14 protein-coding genes are annotated in these 14,209 nt (G+C 71.9%); 7 read left to right on the forward strand and 7 right to left on the reverse strand.

Annotated elements, in window-relative coordinates; translation table 11 throughout:
* Window positions 1–239: 239 nt before the first annotated feature.
* Together ACIQ87_RS39535 and ACIQ87_RS39540 are read right to left on the reverse strand one after the other, a co-directional pair.
* Window positions 240–785, reverse strand: a complete 546-nt coding sequence (locus ACIQ87_RS39535; protein ID WP_402417019.1) for a hypothetical protein — start codon at window positions 783–785, stop codon at window positions 240–242.
* A 1,111-nt stretch (window positions 786–1,896) separates the two neighbouring features.
* The gene (locus ACIQ87_RS39540) at window positions 1,897–2,850 is read right to left on the reverse strand and encodes an ATP-dependent DNA ligase (protein ID WP_402417021.1); all 954 of its coding nucleotides are present in this window, start codon (window positions 2,848–2,850) and stop codon (window positions 1,897–1,899) included.
* A gap of 809 nt (window positions 2,851–3,659) precedes the next feature.
* Here ACIQ87_RS39540 and ACIQ87_RS39545 point away from each other — a divergent pair.
* The gene (locus ACIQ87_RS39545) at window positions 3,660–4,733 is read left to right on the forward strand and encodes a hypothetical protein (protein ID WP_402417022.1); all 1,074 of its coding nucleotides are present in this window, start codon (window positions 3,660–3,662) and stop codon (window positions 4,731–4,733) included.
* A gap of 225 nt (window positions 4,734–4,958) precedes the next feature.
* Here ACIQ87_RS39545 and ACIQ87_RS39550 read toward each other — a convergent pair whose 3' ends face one another.
* Both ACIQ87_RS39550 and ACIQ87_RS39555 read right to left on the reverse strand, forming a co-directional pair.
* The gene (locus tag ACIQ87_RS39550; RefSeq protein ID WP_402417024.1) at window positions 4,959–5,165 is read right to left on the reverse strand and encodes a hypothetical protein; all 207 of its coding nucleotides are present in this window, start codon (window positions 5,163–5,165) and stop codon (window positions 4,959–4,961) included.
* Between the two features lie 46 nt (window positions 5,166–5,211).
* Entirely contained in the window at window positions 5,212–5,448 is a 237-nt protein-coding gene (locus ACIQ87_RS39555; RefSeq protein ID WP_402417025.1) for a hypothetical protein, read from the reverse strand.
* A gap of 281 nt (window positions 5,449–5,729) precedes the next feature.
* On the opposite strand from ACIQ87_RS39555, the gene ACIQ87_RS39560 reads away from it, so the two are divergent.
* Window positions 5,730–6,350 carry a hypothetical protein gene (locus ACIQ87_RS39560; RefSeq protein WP_402417027.1) on the forward strand — a complete coding sequence of 207 codons (621 nt, stop codon included), beginning with the start codon at window positions 5,730–5,732 and terminating at the stop codon, window positions 6,348–6,350.
* Here ACIQ87_RS39560 and ACIQ87_RS39565 read toward each other — a convergent pair.
* Together ACIQ87_RS39565 and ACIQ87_RS39570 are read right to left on the reverse strand one after the other, a co-directional pair.
* Complete coding sequence (locus tag ACIQ87_RS39565) at window positions 6,332–6,844, reverse strand: hypothetical protein (protein ID WP_402417028.1); 513 nt, start codon at window positions 6,842–6,844, stop codon at window positions 6,332–6,334. The genes ACIQ87_RS39560 and ACIQ87_RS39565 overlap by 19 nt on opposite strands.
* Before the next feature lie 156 nt (window positions 6,845–7,000).
* Window positions 7,001–7,324 (reverse strand): hypothetical protein, encoded by a 324-nt coding sequence (locus ACIQ87_RS39570; RefSeq protein ID WP_402417029.1) that lies wholly within the window; start codon window positions 7,322–7,324, stop codon window positions 7,001–7,003.
* 224 nt (window positions 7,325–7,548) lie between these two features.
* Between ACIQ87_RS39570 and ACIQ87_RS39575 the strand changes: the two genes are divergently transcribed.
* Together ACIQ87_RS39575 and ACIQ87_RS39580 are read left to right on the forward strand one after the other, a co-directional pair.
* Window positions 7,549–8,529, forward strand: a complete 981-nt coding sequence (locus ACIQ87_RS39575) for a GlxA family transcriptional regulator (protein WP_402417031.1) — start codon at window positions 7,549–7,551, stop codon at window positions 8,527–8,529.
* A gap of 160 nt (window positions 8,530–8,689) precedes the next feature.
* Window positions 8,690–10,114, forward strand: a complete 1,425-nt coding sequence (locus ACIQ87_RS39580) for a DJ-1/PfpI family protein (protein ID WP_402417033.1) — start codon at window positions 8,690–8,692, stop codon at window positions 10,112–10,114.
* 118 nt (window positions 10,115–10,232) lie between these two features.
* Here ACIQ87_RS39580 and ACIQ87_RS39585 read toward each other — a convergent pair whose 3' ends face one another.
* On the reverse strand, window positions 10,233–10,436 hold the full coding sequence (locus tag ACIQ87_RS39585; RefSeq protein ID WP_402417034.1) for a hypothetical protein: 204 nt from the start codon (window positions 10,434–10,436) through the stop codon (window positions 10,233–10,235).
* A gap of 305 nt (window positions 10,437–10,741) precedes the next feature.
* Between ACIQ87_RS39585 and ACIQ87_RS39590 the strand changes: the two genes are divergently transcribed.
* The 3 genes from ACIQ87_RS39590 to ACIQ87_RS39600 all read left to right on the forward strand — a co-directional run bounded on the left by ACIQ87_RS39590 (window position 10,742) and on the right by ACIQ87_RS39600 (window position 12,237).
* Window positions 10,742–11,560 (forward strand): hypothetical protein, encoded by an 819-nt coding sequence (locus ACIQ87_RS39590; RefSeq protein ID WP_402417036.1) that lies wholly within the window; start codon window positions 10,742–10,744, stop codon window positions 11,558–11,560.
* Between the two features lie 135 nt (window positions 11,561–11,695).
* On the forward strand, window positions 11,696–12,082 hold the full coding sequence (locus ACIQ87_RS39595) for a hypothetical protein (protein WP_402417038.1): 387 nt from the start codon (window positions 11,696–11,698) through the stop codon (window positions 12,080–12,082).
* Window positions 12,079–12,237, forward strand: coding sequence for a hypothetical protein (locus tag ACIQ87_RS39600; protein ID WP_402417040.1), 159 nt, complete (start codon window positions 12,079–12,081; stop codon window positions 12,235–12,237). The genes ACIQ87_RS39595 and ACIQ87_RS39600 overlap by 4 nt, the downstream gene beginning before the upstream one ends.
* Window positions 12,238–14,209 lie beyond the last annotated feature (1,972 nt).

Genomic DNA, 14,209 nt, shown 5'->3' on the forward strand with positions numbered 1-14,209 from the left:
CGTCAGCCACGACCGTTCATGATCGCGGTTGTGGTGACGCTCTGTGGCTCTGGCACGGAAAGTGATCCAGAACCACGGTTGGGAGATCGCGGACAAACAATGCGAAGAGGCCGCCACCCGACAGGGCAGCGGCCTCTTCGGCGTTCCGCACCATGGATCAGAAGATTGGCACGGCCTCCGTCGCCATGGCGTTCAGGTGCTGCGGCGGGGCAGAGGAATCCGCCCCGCCGGGTGGGAGGTCAGCCGCCGCGGGTGTTGCTGGCCCATGCCGCCCCGGTGTTGTCGCCCTTGTAGAGGACCAGGTTGCCGTCGTTCTGGAACACGAAGCACGAGTTGGGGCCGGCCGACCAGGTGCCGGTGGACCAGAGGGCGGCGCCGTTGGTGTCGTAGATGACGAAGTTCCCGTCCGACTGCATCTTCGCCTTCGCGCCTGGGTGGTTGTACGTGCCGGTGGCCCAGATCGGCGCGCGGTTCTCCCTGTTGTACAGTACGAGGTTGCCGTCGCCCTGCATGGCGAGTTCGTATATGTAGCTGTAGCTGCACCAGGCCGCGCCCGGCTCGATGGTGTCGCCGGCGAACGTGAAGACGCCAATGTTGGCGTCCGGGTTGTGGATACAGGTGGGCATTGCGAGGGCGGGGCTGGCGGGCGTGCTGGAGCCCGCCGTGGCGGGGGTGAGGTCGGACGGGCCATGGGCTTGGGCCGCCGTCGGAGCGAAGGTCGCCAGCGCGACCGCTGCGGCCGCGATCGCGGTCCCCTTGGCGAACCTGGTCGTGAACCTGGTCATTTCACCATCCTGACTGTGTCTGAACACAATGTGCACGGATGAACTGGCGGTGATCGTATGGTTATTGACGATCCTTCGCCACCCTTTCCACACAAGCAGCGGTGAAGGCCCTGCGCCGCGATCGCTGCCCTCCGCTACCAGTCAGGCGCCGAGGCACCGGCTGGGCCAAGCTCTACCCAGACCAGCAGCGGCCTGCTCACCGAGATCGGCCTCACCCCGCAGAACAGCCCCTCCGGCCGCCGACCCGCACCCACCTCCTCAAAGCGTTCCTCGTCCACGAGGAAGCCCGGCTCCCCGAAGCCCATCCGTCGACGGCGAGAACGAGCGTCCCGCCAAGTGGACGGCCATCTCGAACGGCTGCAACACCCGGGCCGAGGTGCTGATCGCGGAGGCCGTCGAGGCGCCGGCCGTCGGTCCGAAGTGCGCCCTTCGTCGACGCCGGCCCTCGTTCCCCGCTGCGCCCGGCCCGTCGACCTCGGCGTCGCGAAGTTACCCGGCAAGAAGCAGTGGCTGGAGCGGGCCTGCTGGCCCGCCGACCCGCCCACGGCGCCCCTCGACCAGTTCAACGGGTCGTTCTGGCCGCTTGTCCTGGTCGAGCGCCTGGAGGAGCTGCGCCAGGTCGCGCACCGGGCCTGGCGAAACCCGCCGGCCCCGGCCGCGACACCCCCTGACCGCCGCCGTCCCGGAGCCGCGGGCCTGGCCGGGGCTCCGCCGCCCCCGGTGGTCGCCGCCGGGAGGAGGAGTGCGTCGTCCTGGCGGCGGCCGGCGGGCCGTCGTGCGGGCCGTGCCCGATCGGTTGCGGACCGGCCGCCGGGCCGTCTCACTCCGGGGCGCCGGTGACGTCGATTCCGGACGGGGTGTCAGTGGGGGCCGGGGCCGGCTCCAGTCCTTCCGGATGGCATGTTCGCGGCCGAAAAATCCCAGGTCACAGCCCTAGCCGCCAGCCGATCAGCGGGTCTAGCATTCCCCCCACGACGGCACCACCACAGCACCACCGGGCCATCGAGCAGAGCAGCCGCGTCACGCCACCCTGGCGCTGCTGACCTCCCAGCGGCCGGGCCCCGCGGAACACCCCCCTGCTCCCTTCGGGCTCGGCCGGCTGCGCCGCACGTCAGCTGCGGAGGCCTCGCCAGACCGGTTGTCGGAGTCGGCCGTTGTCGGTCAGTTCGAGGAATTCGACTTCGGCGTGGAGCTCGGGCCGTACGAAGTGGACCTCGGTGCCGCGTGGCAGTCCCAGGCTGGCGCCGGTGGTGAACGGTGACACCGGGACGGTGAGGCGCCGCAGCGCGGCTGCCAGGGCGCGTTTTTCGGCGGTGACCATGCCGCTGCTGACTGATCCGACGAACAGGAGCCGGCCGTCGGGCGGGGTGGGGACGCCGACGAAGACGGCGCGCACCGTGTCTCCGGCCGGTTCGCCGGGCAGCCAGGCGCCGATCACGACGTCCGCCACCCGTAGGTGTTTGATCTTGGTCCAGTCGCGGGAGCGGGTACCGGGCCGGTAGAGGGAGTTGAGCCGCTTGGCCACGACGCCCTCCAGGCGGTGTTCGCGGGTCCATCCGTAGGCCTCGGTGACCGAGTCCCAGAGCGGCGGTACCCGCAGGTGCGGGCGCTCCAGGGCCAGGTTCTCCAGCAGGTCGCGCCAGCGCGCGTACGGCTCGTTCAGTAGCGACCGCTCGCCGGTGTGCAGCAGGTCGAACGCGACGTACAGGGCGGGCGCGGCCGCCACGCCGGCCCGCACCGCCTGCGGGCGGGTGCGGTGGATGCGGCCCTGCAACGCAGCGAACGACGGGATACCGGAGCGCATCACGACCAGCTCGCCGTCCAGGACCAACGGGCCCCGGACTTCCGTGAGCGCGTCGGCGACCTCGGGGAACCGGCCGGTGAAGTCCACGCCGGAGCGGCCCAGCAACCGCACCGGCGCCGCCTCGGGCACGTACGCGACGGCCCGCGCCCCGTCCCACTTCACCTCCCCGACCCACCCGGACCCGGACGGCAGCGGGCTGGCCGTCGCCAGCATCGGCTCGATGTGGGGCAGCCGCACCCGCGCGGACCCTCGGGCACTCACACCCCCAGAGTGCCGCCAAACACCACCCGCAGCGGAACCGGATACACTCTTCCACCAGCCCGAGGCTGTGTGTGCCACGGGCCCCGCCCACTCGACAGCGAAGGCCGCAGCGTCGACGGCGCTGTCGAACCGGGGGCGCCCAGGCCGGCCGAACCGGGTAGCGGGCGAGGCGACCGCCCCAGCCGCCCTGCCGCAGGTCCTGACGTAGCTCTCGACGTGGCTCCTGCCGTGGGCCCTGACGAGAGCCCCTCACCGATGCCACCCATTCGCTTTTACGCAGGTCAAAGGCCATTCTGACAACCTCTCCTGGCCTTTCTCTACTCCCTACTGGTGGTGTACGTGATGGCGGGCGGTCGTCGCGGGTCCCGCCGGCGCCTGCGGTGGGCCGGGTGCGGTGGTGGCGTCCGGCGGTGCCGGCCGCGATGGGCCGGCCTGGTCGAAGGCTGGCTCGTCGTAGACCAAGCCGACCGCCACCCCCTGCTCGCCCTCGACCAGGAAGGAGCAACCGACTTCTGGCCTCGCGCTGCGCCAGGGTGTGCTGCGACGTCTCCGTCGGCACCCTCGGCGTCATCACCCACGTCCGCCCGCCCCTACCCCTCCCCGTGGCCGTACGCCGTGGCCTTCGACCGCGGCCCCGAGCGCGCCGTCCGCGACACCCGCACCCTCGACCAGTCCCTCACCCTCGCCCGCTTCCCTGTTCGGGCTCGCTTCTAAAACTCATCGCTCTGGCCGGGACGACATGGTAGAAAGCCCAGATCAGGAAAGGCACGGGGGGTTCGATGAGTTCTGGGGCCGGGATTAAGCAGGACGTGGCGCGTCTCCTCATCGAGGGCGACCTTGCGTTCTGCCGCCGTTTCCTGGAATGCGTCGTCGAGGACACCGGCAGGGCCGTCGTCCCGATCTTCTGCATGAACAGCTACCTGTCGCTCATCATCCACGAGTCGTACAGGACCTTGAAGGTCAACGACCCCGGATTCGCTGCCTCCCTGGCCTACGAGCACGAGGAGACCATCCAGAGGGCGCGGCTCAGCGTCAAGTTCTTCGACGACTCCAAGACCGGCCTGGACAAGGCGGGTGACGCGTTCGCACGCATCATCGATGAGGGACGGCAGGTGTTCCTGGGCAACACCTGGTTCTCGCTCGCGCGCTGGTTGGAGACGGACCTGGCCGAGTTCCGCTACCGGGGCCGGCTCGTGGCCACCACCCACACGGTCGCGTTCACCATGGCCCTGCGCGCCGATGCCCTGCAGGACCTCCCCGCCCTGGGACCGGAACTGCGGGCCGTGGCCCGGGCCCAGAGCGCGTACATCAGCCAAGCGGCCGGGCACCTGCCGTGGCGTGGCCCCTCGTTCATGAACAGCATCACCCACGACGCGGTTCAAGACCGGAATCACCGGTCCGAGCGCCACTTCAACCAGATCTTCGATGCCGGCCTGCCCGAGAAGATGAAGGCCTCCCTGACCGCCTTCCAGTGTTCCCTCAACGTTCTCGACGCCATGCTGCGGGACGACGACAACCCCGCTTCCGCCGAGACCGTTTTCAAGCTGAGATACATCACGCTCTACCATGTGCTGTCCAGCCTGGAGAAGCTCAGGGACGAGTACGAGAACGCGTTGGGGTCGGCATCCCGCTCGCTGCTCGCCACCATGCTCGATCACCCCGTGAGCGCCGAGATCCGCAGCGGCGAGGCACGGCACTTCCGCAACACCTTGATCCACTACACGCCTGCGGAGCACCTCGCCTCAAAGCTCTCCACGAACGCCCCGTACTACGGCCTGGTGGAAGCCTGCTTCCCGGACCGCGACTTCCCTTCTCTTTGGGCTGCGGTCGCAGAGCACACCGGGTGGATGGCCGCGCTCATGGACCAGTGGTCGGAGGTCTGACCGCCCCCCACCACACCCCCGGCGACCTCGCCCGCCCTCTACGACCTGGTCGAACGCCGGGGCCTTCGCCGGCCCGGCCCTTGAGCTCGACGACCGCCCGCATGGGCAGCACCAGGCCGGTGTCCCACGCGTGGGACAGCTCGGGGCCGGCCTGGCGGGCGACGACGTCCTCGATCGCCTCGGCCGCGGCCGCCAGGTCGAGCAGCCGGTAGGCGGTCGAGCGGCTCACCCCGAACTCGGCGCCCGCGTACGCGGCCCAGCCGCTGTACCCGAGTGCGGTCCACACCCGTGCCCGGTGCGCACCCGCGCGGCCAGGACCAGGACGGCGGAGCGGACCTCCTCGATCGCGGCACGCAGCTCCCCGGTCAGCCGCCGGGCCTCGGCCTGCGAGGCCGGGCCGGCGAGCTCCCGGTGCCGGTCGCGCGCGCCCATACCCGGCCCCTTCCCCGGGCCGGGTGCCCGAACCCGGCTGCGGGCGTCAGGCCGCCGGCTCCTGCGCGGCGTCCGGCCGGGCGGCCTTCTTCAACCGCATGAGGGCCTCGTGCCGCCGGTTGCCGGCCTGCGCCCAGTGCGTGTGGGCGTGCAGCTCGGCACCGACCTCGGTGAACGCGAGCCGGTTCTCCTCGGTCGGGTCGGCGGCCCAGGCGGCCTCGGCGGCGTACCAGCGGCGCTGGAGGGCGAGCAGGTCTTCGGGGAAACCGGAGGAGTCGGGCATGCGGCAATCGTAGATCGCACGCCCGTACGACCGGCGGCGCCGTGCCTGCGCCGGCGGGGTGATATCGACCGGAACGGCCCACAGGCCGCGGCGCGGGCGGATACCGTCGCCAGCAGCGGGCCGGCCTCGGCCGCCCGGGGGGCTGGGACAGACCCGGGACACCCTGTCCCAGCACCGTCCCACCGCGCCCGCTATATCCGGTTTGCCGGGACAGTCCCAGGCCATTTCCCCAGGTCACGGCGAAACGCGCCCGGACCTGGGACACAGAGCGAAGGAGTCCGGTGACCGACCAGCACACCGCCCACGAGAGCCACCTCGCCGAAGCCGTGACCGCGCTGCTGGCGTGCCACGACCAGCTCGGCGACGAAGCGCTGGCCCTGCTGGCCGCCGAGAAAGACGACACCCCGCAGGGGCGCCGGGCCCGGAAGGCGCGCACCGCCCTGCGCGACACCGCCGACACGCTGCTGACCGCCGTCCAGACTCTGGCCACCGTCCACGGAAGCGTGGCCCTCGGCATCGACGGCGCGGTCAGCCACAACGCCAACGGCACCCCCGTGACCCTGCTCCCCATGCTCAGCACCCAGCAGACCCTCCTCCTGGACGCCTGGGAACTCCTCCAGGACGCGGTGGACCACCTCGACACCAAGACCTTCCCCGCCACCAAGAAGAACCCCGCCCCGGCCCGCGAGCCGGCCCGCACGGGCGGTGCGCTGCTGCGCCTGCGCGACGGCGTCCTCGCGCTCGGCCGTGAGCTGGACGCGCGAGGCCTCGGCGACGACGCCGCCGAGTGCCGGGACAGCGCGGAGCAGCTGGAGCGGCTGGAGGCCCGCGTGTGCCCGCAGCCGGTCCCCACCGGCCCGGTCAGCGCCGAGGCCGGTGTCCTTCAGGGCGTCGGACGCTGAACCGGCGGACCGGGCGCGGCGGTGCGGCCGGCCTCGGCGGCGGCGTCCATCGTGGCGGCCAGGACGGGCAGCTCGCGCGCCAGCTCGCCGAGTACCGCCGAGGGCATCGCCGCGGCCAGCGCGCACACCGCCGCCAGCGCGACCCGCTCACCGGCCGCCAGGTCGGGCAGCGTGGTGGCGAGCGGGCTGCCGGTGACGACCCCGGCGCCGAGATCGTAGGCCAGCTCCTCGTCCAGCTGCCCCTCAGCGCCCGGCACGACCTCCCGCCCGCAGGCCTGCTCGACGGCGTCGGCCGCCCGCCCCAGCACCGTGCGATGCGCCTCCTGCGTCTGCCGCCCGGCGAGGCCGCGCACCCACCCGGCCGCCCGCCAGCCCGCCTCGGCGAGCACGTCGTTCACCACGTGCTCCCGCTCCCGCTCCCGCTCCCGCTGCTCCTGGTCCTCGTCCTCGGTGGGCGGCTCGGCCGCCACCGGCAGGACGGTCACGTTCGTCATGACCGGTGAACCCGGTCAGCACCACCGAAGTCACGCACCCGTGTGAGCTTCGCCCCGGGGACCGGTGAGTTCCGCCCCGTCAAAATTCCCCGCCGCAGGTCACAGTGATGGCCCGCCCCCAAGCGGGGAGCGGGCCATCGCACGGAACCGGGCGCGCTACGGCTTGGCGCGCCGTCCGGCGGCCACGGCCTGGTCGAGGTGGTGTGCGAGCTCGGGCAGCTGTCCGTCGGGGTCGTCGTCGACGGTGATGGTGCGGGGCATCGCGAGGGTGATAGCGCCCGCCGTGGCCAGGGCGAGGCCCTCGCCCTTGGTCAGGCCGGGCTCGTGGACCAGCACCAGCCCGCTGAGGACGAAGGCGAGGTCGGGGTCCACGCCGCCGTCCTCGTCGTCCTTGGGGTCCAGGTCCCGCCCGCAGGCCAGCACCGCGGCCGCGTACTCGACCAAGCGCCGGCTGCCGGTCCGGGCGGCCAGCTCCTCCACCCACCCAGCCGCCCGCCCGGCCGCGGCCTTGGGGCGGTGCGGTGAGGGGCCGGTGGGGTTCGGGTGCCGGTCGGGCGCGGCCCGGAGGACCGGGACGCCGCGCCTTCGCTGGCCACACTGATCCCGACGGCCCGTCGCCGCGGTGCTCGTGAGTGCCGGATCCGTCCGGTATCGGCCCCCGGGAGACCTCGTGCGGGCGGCCCGGGCCCGCCTACCGTGACGGGGTGAGCGACGAGAGGAATGGGTGCACCGGGCGGGTCCTGGTCCTGGTGCTGCCCGAGGTGAACCTGCTGGACCTCGGTGGCCCTGTGCAAGTGTTCGACGCCGCGGCGCATTTCGGCGGCGGCTACCGGCTGGAGTACGTCGGCGAGACAGACGCTCTGCGGTCCGCCCAGGGCTTGCGGCTGGCCGGTTTGGCACCGCTGCCGACGAGGCGGCCGATGGCTGGCGACCTGGTGCTCGTACCGGGGTCCCGGCTGACCGGATCCGACCGGCTGGTCGAGCCCGCCGTGGTGCGCTGGGTCCGCGAGGCCCACGACGCGGGTGCCCGGGTGGCGTCGGTGTGCAGCGGTGCCGCCGTCCTGGGGGAAGCGGGACTGCTGGACGGCAGGTGGTGCACGACCCACTGGTCGCTCACCTCGGCGATGCGCGAGCGGTACCCGCGGGCCCGGGTACGCGAGGCCGCGCTCTACGTGCACGACGGGCGGATCAGCACCAGTGCGGGGATCTCGTCGGGGATCGATCTCGCGCTGTCCCTGGTCGAGCGGGACCGCGGCCCGGAACTGGCCGCGCGGGTCGCCCGCGAACTGGTGCTGTACCTGCGGCGGGACGGGGACACGACGCAGATCAGTCCGTTCCTGCGGCACCGCGACCACGTCCAGCCCGCGGTGCACCGGGTGCAGGACCACCTGGCCCAGCACCTGGACGCCGCCTTCACCCTGCGGGAACTCGCGGGCGTCGCCGGGCTGTCTCCGCGCGGTCTGACGCGGGCCTTCACCGCGGTCACCGGCATCACCCCGTTCGCCTACCAGCGGCGACTGCGCCTGGAGCGGGCCCGCTGCCTGCTGTCCGGCACTGATCTGACGGTGGAGGCGGTCGCGGCCCGCTGCGGCTTCCGCGACGCGCGGCAGCTGCGCCGGGTGGTCGCCGACGCCTTCGGAGTCCCTCCCTCGAGGCTGCGCGCACTTCTGCGGCCGACCGCCTGACGGACCGGCCCCGCGGCAGGGCCGTCGCCCCTGCCTCCCCGGCCTCCTACGCTTTCGCGTCTCCACGGGTCTCCCCGTTTCCCCGAAGCCGTTTCCACCAGGGCCGACGGCACCACACTGCCGATCGATGCCCGAATTGTCGAGGTATGTGATGTCCGAAGTGAGTTCCGAGACGGGTTCCGGTGCCGAGGCGCGCAAGGGGCACCGGGCCCTGCGCCGTATCGGCTGGGTACTGCTGGCCACGGCGCTGTCCGCGGCGTCCTTCGCGGGGATCGCCTTCGCGGGAGTGAGCGCGTCGATGGCCGACAGCTTCGCCGCCGCCCCCCGCGGATCCGGTGCCAGGGCGTGGCCGGCCGCCCGGCCGGTGCCACCCGGCCGGATCGCGGTGGCGGTCGCGGTCTCCAATGCGGGCTCGGTGGCCACCGACGTACTCGCGCCCTACCAGGTGTTCGCCCAGTCGCGGGAGATGTTCGTCTACACGGTGGCCGCCGAACGCCGTGTCAGCCCGCTGTCCGGCGGCGCCCATCTGCTGCCCGACCACACGCTGGCCGAGGTGGCGGACGCCACCCTGCCGGAACCCGACGTGGTGGTCGTGCCCGCGGTGAGCGACCCCACCGGCGCGGGCGAGCAGGGCCTGCGTCGGTGGATCGTCGAACGCCATCGCAAGGGCGCCCGCATCCTCGGGGTGTGCGCGGGCTCCGAGCTGCTGGCCGCCTCCGGTCTGCTCGACGGCCGCGACGCCACGTCGTTCTGGTCCAACATCGGCTCCCTGGAACGCAGTTATCCCAAGGTCAACTGGAAGCGCGGGCAGCGCTACGTCGAGGACGGGCGGGTGACCACCACCGCGGGCGTCACCTCCGGCACCGTGGGCGCCCTGCGAGTGGTCGAGGAACTGGCCGGCCAGACGGAAGCGACCCGTATCGGCACCGGGCTGTCCTACCCCGGCTGGACTCCGGACGGACCGACCGCGATACCGGCCAACCACCTCGCCCTCGGCGACCTGCCGTACGCCCTCAACGCCGCGTTCCCGTGGCTGCGCCCCACCACGGCCATCGGCCTGGTCGACGGGGTTGAGGAGATCGACGCGGCCGCGGCCCTCGAAGGGTACGGCGGAGTCTCCTTCGCCACCCGCACGGTGGTGATCGGCGCCGGCGACACCATCACCACCCGCCACGGCCTGGTCCTCGTCACCCGGCCGGCGACAGGGGACGCCCACGGCGCGGACCGCTTCGTGGTGCCCGGCGTCAAGGACGCCTCCGGCCTGGGCACCGCACTGAGCGGCTGGGCCCGCCGCAACGGGCTCACCCCCGAACTGCCCGACGGGGGACGGCGCTCCGGGGAGTTCGGCTTCGATCCCGTCCTGCGGGACCTCGCCGAGCACAGCGACCGCCGTACGGCGCTGGCCACCGCGAAGTTCTCCGAGTACCCCTCGGCCCACCTGGAACTGACGGGCGCGCCCTGGCCCTGGCGCTCCACCCTGCTGGCCGCGGCGACGGTCGTCCTGAGCGTGGGAGTGGGGCTGGCACTGACGGCCACACGCCGGGCGATGCGACGACGGCGCCTCCCACGGCGTCCCGCGGCGTAGTCCTCGAACGCCCTGAAACACGCCGGCACGCGGCGACGCCGCGGGAAAAGGGGCGTGGGTCTCGATTCCCGTTGGCAGGCGCACCCCACCGGGCGGTTCCGGGGCCCAGGACTCTCTGTCAGGCCAGCCCCGGCCTGACAGAGCACTCCAGGTGTGCCAACACCTCCCCGAGCAGCCGCAGATTCACCGCCTCGATGTCCTCACCCGCTTCCACCATCACGTTCACATCCACCCCCCACCGCTCCGGCTCCGCCAACCCCCACACCGCGAGCCCACCCGGCCAGTCGGACACGTGCACCAGCGGCCCCACACCCTGCACCATCCCCGCCTCCTCCTCGTCGCGCCACCCTACGGCCGGGGTGCGACCAAGGAGCCGCTTCCCCGGACGAGACGCTGACGGTGACCCTGGCCCGCTGAGCGGTACGCTCCGAGGCCCGCACTTCGGAAGAGCGCGTCCCGGCCGGGCCCGGCGGTGACCATCGAAGCGGTCACCAGACGGGTCCGTGTGCGGGTCTGCGCGGTTCTGGTCGACCAGGAGGAGTTCGTGGTCCACCCGTGCGCGGCGGTGCCGGTGCGCACGGGAAATCGCTGGATCACGCTGCGGGGGAACCTCTACTCTGACCGGCCATGACGATCTCTGACGAGGTGGACGAGACGGTCCTCCTACACGCTATGCTGCGCCATTTCGAGCGCATCGTGCCGCTTGGCGAACGTACTGCCGGTCCCTGGCCCGGATGGCGCGTTGAAGCAGGCAGCGCGCTCGCCGGCGACGATGCGAGGACCGACCCGTACCAGCTCTCGCACAGCGCCCACCACGCCCTGGTCGTGGCGGTAGATCACCTCCAGGCCCTGGCTGCCCTCGTGAGCGGCACCGAGAACGCCGGCCACCGAGAGATGCTGTTGCCCACCCACGCCCCGTTCACCCTGCTACGCGCCGCCTTGGAGAACGCCGCACGGGCCGTGTGGCTGCTCGGGCCCGCCTCCCGCCGCGAGCGGGTCCACAGATGCCTGCGGATGCACTTCGCGGACCTGAAGAGCAACGCGGCGAAGGCCGAACTGATGGGCCACGCGCTGGACGGCCAGGAGGAGCGACAGGAACGGATCAAGAACCTGCTGCGCACGGCGGGCATACCGGAGGGCGAGCTGTCGAAGGGGAAGCTGAAGATGCCTGGCTACGGCGAGATCGTGCGCACAGCCGGCACGCACACCTCTGCTGGAGGGGAGCGAGCCGAGCTGTTCTGGAGCGCCTGCAGCTCTCTCGCGCACGGCGACTTGCACGGCACTCTCGCCGTCCTGACTCGCGAGGCAATGGCCACCGACGGCGATGTCAGCTGGATCAGGTTCACCGGTTCGACGAAGGCCGCGCTGGTCATCACGGGCATGGCGATCGACATGGCCGAGTCCGCCTTCGCCCTCTACACCACCCGTGCCCGCGCTCCCTTCTAGGCCCGGGGCGCCAGAGCGGCGACCGCTGTGGCGCTGCTGCTTCTGGCGATGACTTGCGCGTCTTGCCAGTGGGCTGGGCTTCGCGGATCCGAGGAGGGCCGCAGCCGTTCGGGCCGGCACTGCCTCGTCGAGGCGTTGGAGAACCCGGACAGCCGGGCCGCCTACGACCTGCGCCAGGCCGCCCGCGAGGACGAGGAGCACAAGGCCCACCAGGAGCTGATGGATTCCCTGGTCTGCATCGACTGCGGTGACGTTCCCGAGGAGGAGAGCACCTGGGAGTACGGTCGTCAGGGACAGGTCGAGTGGACCCGCCGCCCCGGTGGCCGCTGCTGGCCCTGCCACCAGGACCGCGAGGAGCGCCTGGAACGGGAGGCCGAAGAACGGTTGGAGGCGGCCCGGGCGGCGAACGCCGCGCTGCGCCCGTGCTGGACGTGCCGGGGCTCGATCGGGGGGAAGGAGGGTTCGAAGTGGGAGCTGCGGGAGAAGGCCCGGCCCGAATCGGCTGGAGTGCCCCGAGTGTGAACAGGACCGCCGTCGAGGACTTGGGCCCTTTGGTGCTGCCGGTCCCGACCAAGCGCGAGCTGGTGGCCGCGCTGGTCTCCACTCCGGACGATCCGTGGTGGGAGGACCGTGTGCTGCACGTCAAGCTCTACCCGGCGAGGGGCCGCAGGGTGTGACCTGTTGGTGTTACGGGCATGAAATGGCTCTCCAGGCCATATTGTCTGGACCTTTGGTTGGACCTGTTGAGGCGTTCGGTGGCGGTGAGTGGCGGCATGTTTGGTGACTGTGTGTGGTGGCTGGTGAGGGTGGGGGTCGGGTCGGGGGTCAGCCTGGTGTTGTGGGTTGTTTTCGGGGGTGAATTCCGCCCGGTATTCCGCCTGGTTGTTTTGGCGGGTTGGCTGTCGGTAGTGGTGTGATTTCGGGTCGGATTTGCGGGGTGGGGGTGGTGGCGGGGGTTGGTGTTCGGTTTCGTCCAGGCCGTGCCCGTCGTCCCCGCCGGTGGCCGTGCCTGCCTCGCTGCGCCGTCGTCCCGGGTCTGCTGTGCCTGGCCGGTGCTGCGCCGCCGTCCAGGGCGGCGTGCGGGCCGGGGCCGTCCAGGCGCCTCTGCGCTGCGCCGCCGTTTGGGGCTGTGTGCGGGCCGCGCTGCTGTCCTGGCTTCCGTTGGTCGTCTCGCTGTGCTGCTGTCTCGGGCTGCTGGGTACCGCCCGTTCTGGATGGACGGCTGGGTGGCCGGGTGGCCGTCAGGCCGCCGTGAGGACTGTTCTGGTAGTGGTCCGGGAGACCGTCCCGGCGCCGTCCTGGTGGCGGGTGGGTGCTGTCGCCTTACTTGTCGCGATGGGGTGGTGTCGTGTGCTGTGACGTGGGCGGATATCCCTGTTCCCCTGTGTGTGGTCTAGGCGCGACAGGTGGGTGCGACAGGGTGCCTGGGCGGGGCCGCGGCTGCTGCTCGGTGGTGGCCGCCGGGAAGGCCGGCCTTCCCGGCGGCCTGGTCCTGGTGGTGGTGCTCGGCGGCCGGTGGCGGTCGGCCGGGTGGCGGGTGCGGGGTGCAACACGGGGCGGTGTTTCGTGTCTGACCCGGCGTTATGTGGCCAGGAGCGGGGGCGGGGGCAGGTGGGAGTGTTGCACCGGGCTGCGCCGGTTTGGCCGGCCTCGGCGGCTCCCCGCCGCCCGGCGCTGCGTCCCGCCCTGGTGGCGCCCTGGCCGCCGTCCTGGCCCGGCGTTCGGTTTGATGTCGCCACTCCGGGAATTGCCCGGGTGGCGCTGGACGGGATTTTCTGGGTGGTCTGGAATGGCGGTCGGCATGGAGGGCCGTAGGCCCATTTCCGGCGTGCCCGTATTCGATTCCTCGCCGCTGCGCCCCGAAAGGGTTTAGTATTGCCGCCTAAAAAGGAGCGGAAGGGGAATTTGAATTCCCGCCGAGAGTGCGGCCAAATAGAGCAGAATGGACGGTTGCCGCCAGGTTGACTGTTCGCGCCCTGCGCCCGTCCGGAAACCGGTACTATAGAGCCGTGCAGAAGCCCGGGAAACGCCGACTGATACGCTTCGAACTTTGGTCAGGAGTCTGCGGTTGAGGGCCCGTCTGGAACCGTCGTGCGGGGCGCTCGTGAGGGCTCGCCACAGGGGCGGTGGAGCCCCGGGCCCGGACCGGTGACCCCGGGGTGTCTCCCGAGGGCCGCAGGCCCGGCTCCGAGGGCGGCGGATGGGCCGACATCCCAGCAACCGCAAGGCGGGAACGGCTATCGGCCGGGCCCGAGGGAAGGGCCCAGGGGGGTGGGTTGTGACTGATACCGGAAGCGGGCGACACATCGTCAATGCGAACCCCCGGGCGCAGCCCGGGGAAACGCTGCCAGTAAATAGGGGAGAAGGGCCGCTAACCGAAGTCTGCGTCACATCGTCAACGCCGATCATGACGGGCCGTAGGCCCGTGCGCGACACCCCGTCACGTGAAGCCCCGCCAGGGACTGCAATCCACCCACTAATTCGCCGCAGGCGAATAACCCCCGCTACCCACTGCCCGGCGCAGCCGGGCCCCGAGGCGCAGCCTCGGGCAACCACCCACGGTGACGCCGCCAGGCGGCACCCCCGCACCTGGCGGTGCGCCAGCACCGCCGCAGGGCCGTCAGGCCCTGCTTAAGTCGTAGGCTTCCG

It is taken from the genome of Kitasatospora sp. NPDC096204 (assembly GCF_044763205.1).
Classification (GTDB): domain Bacteria; phylum Actinomycetota; class Actinomycetes; order Streptomycetales; family Streptomycetaceae; genus Kitasatospora.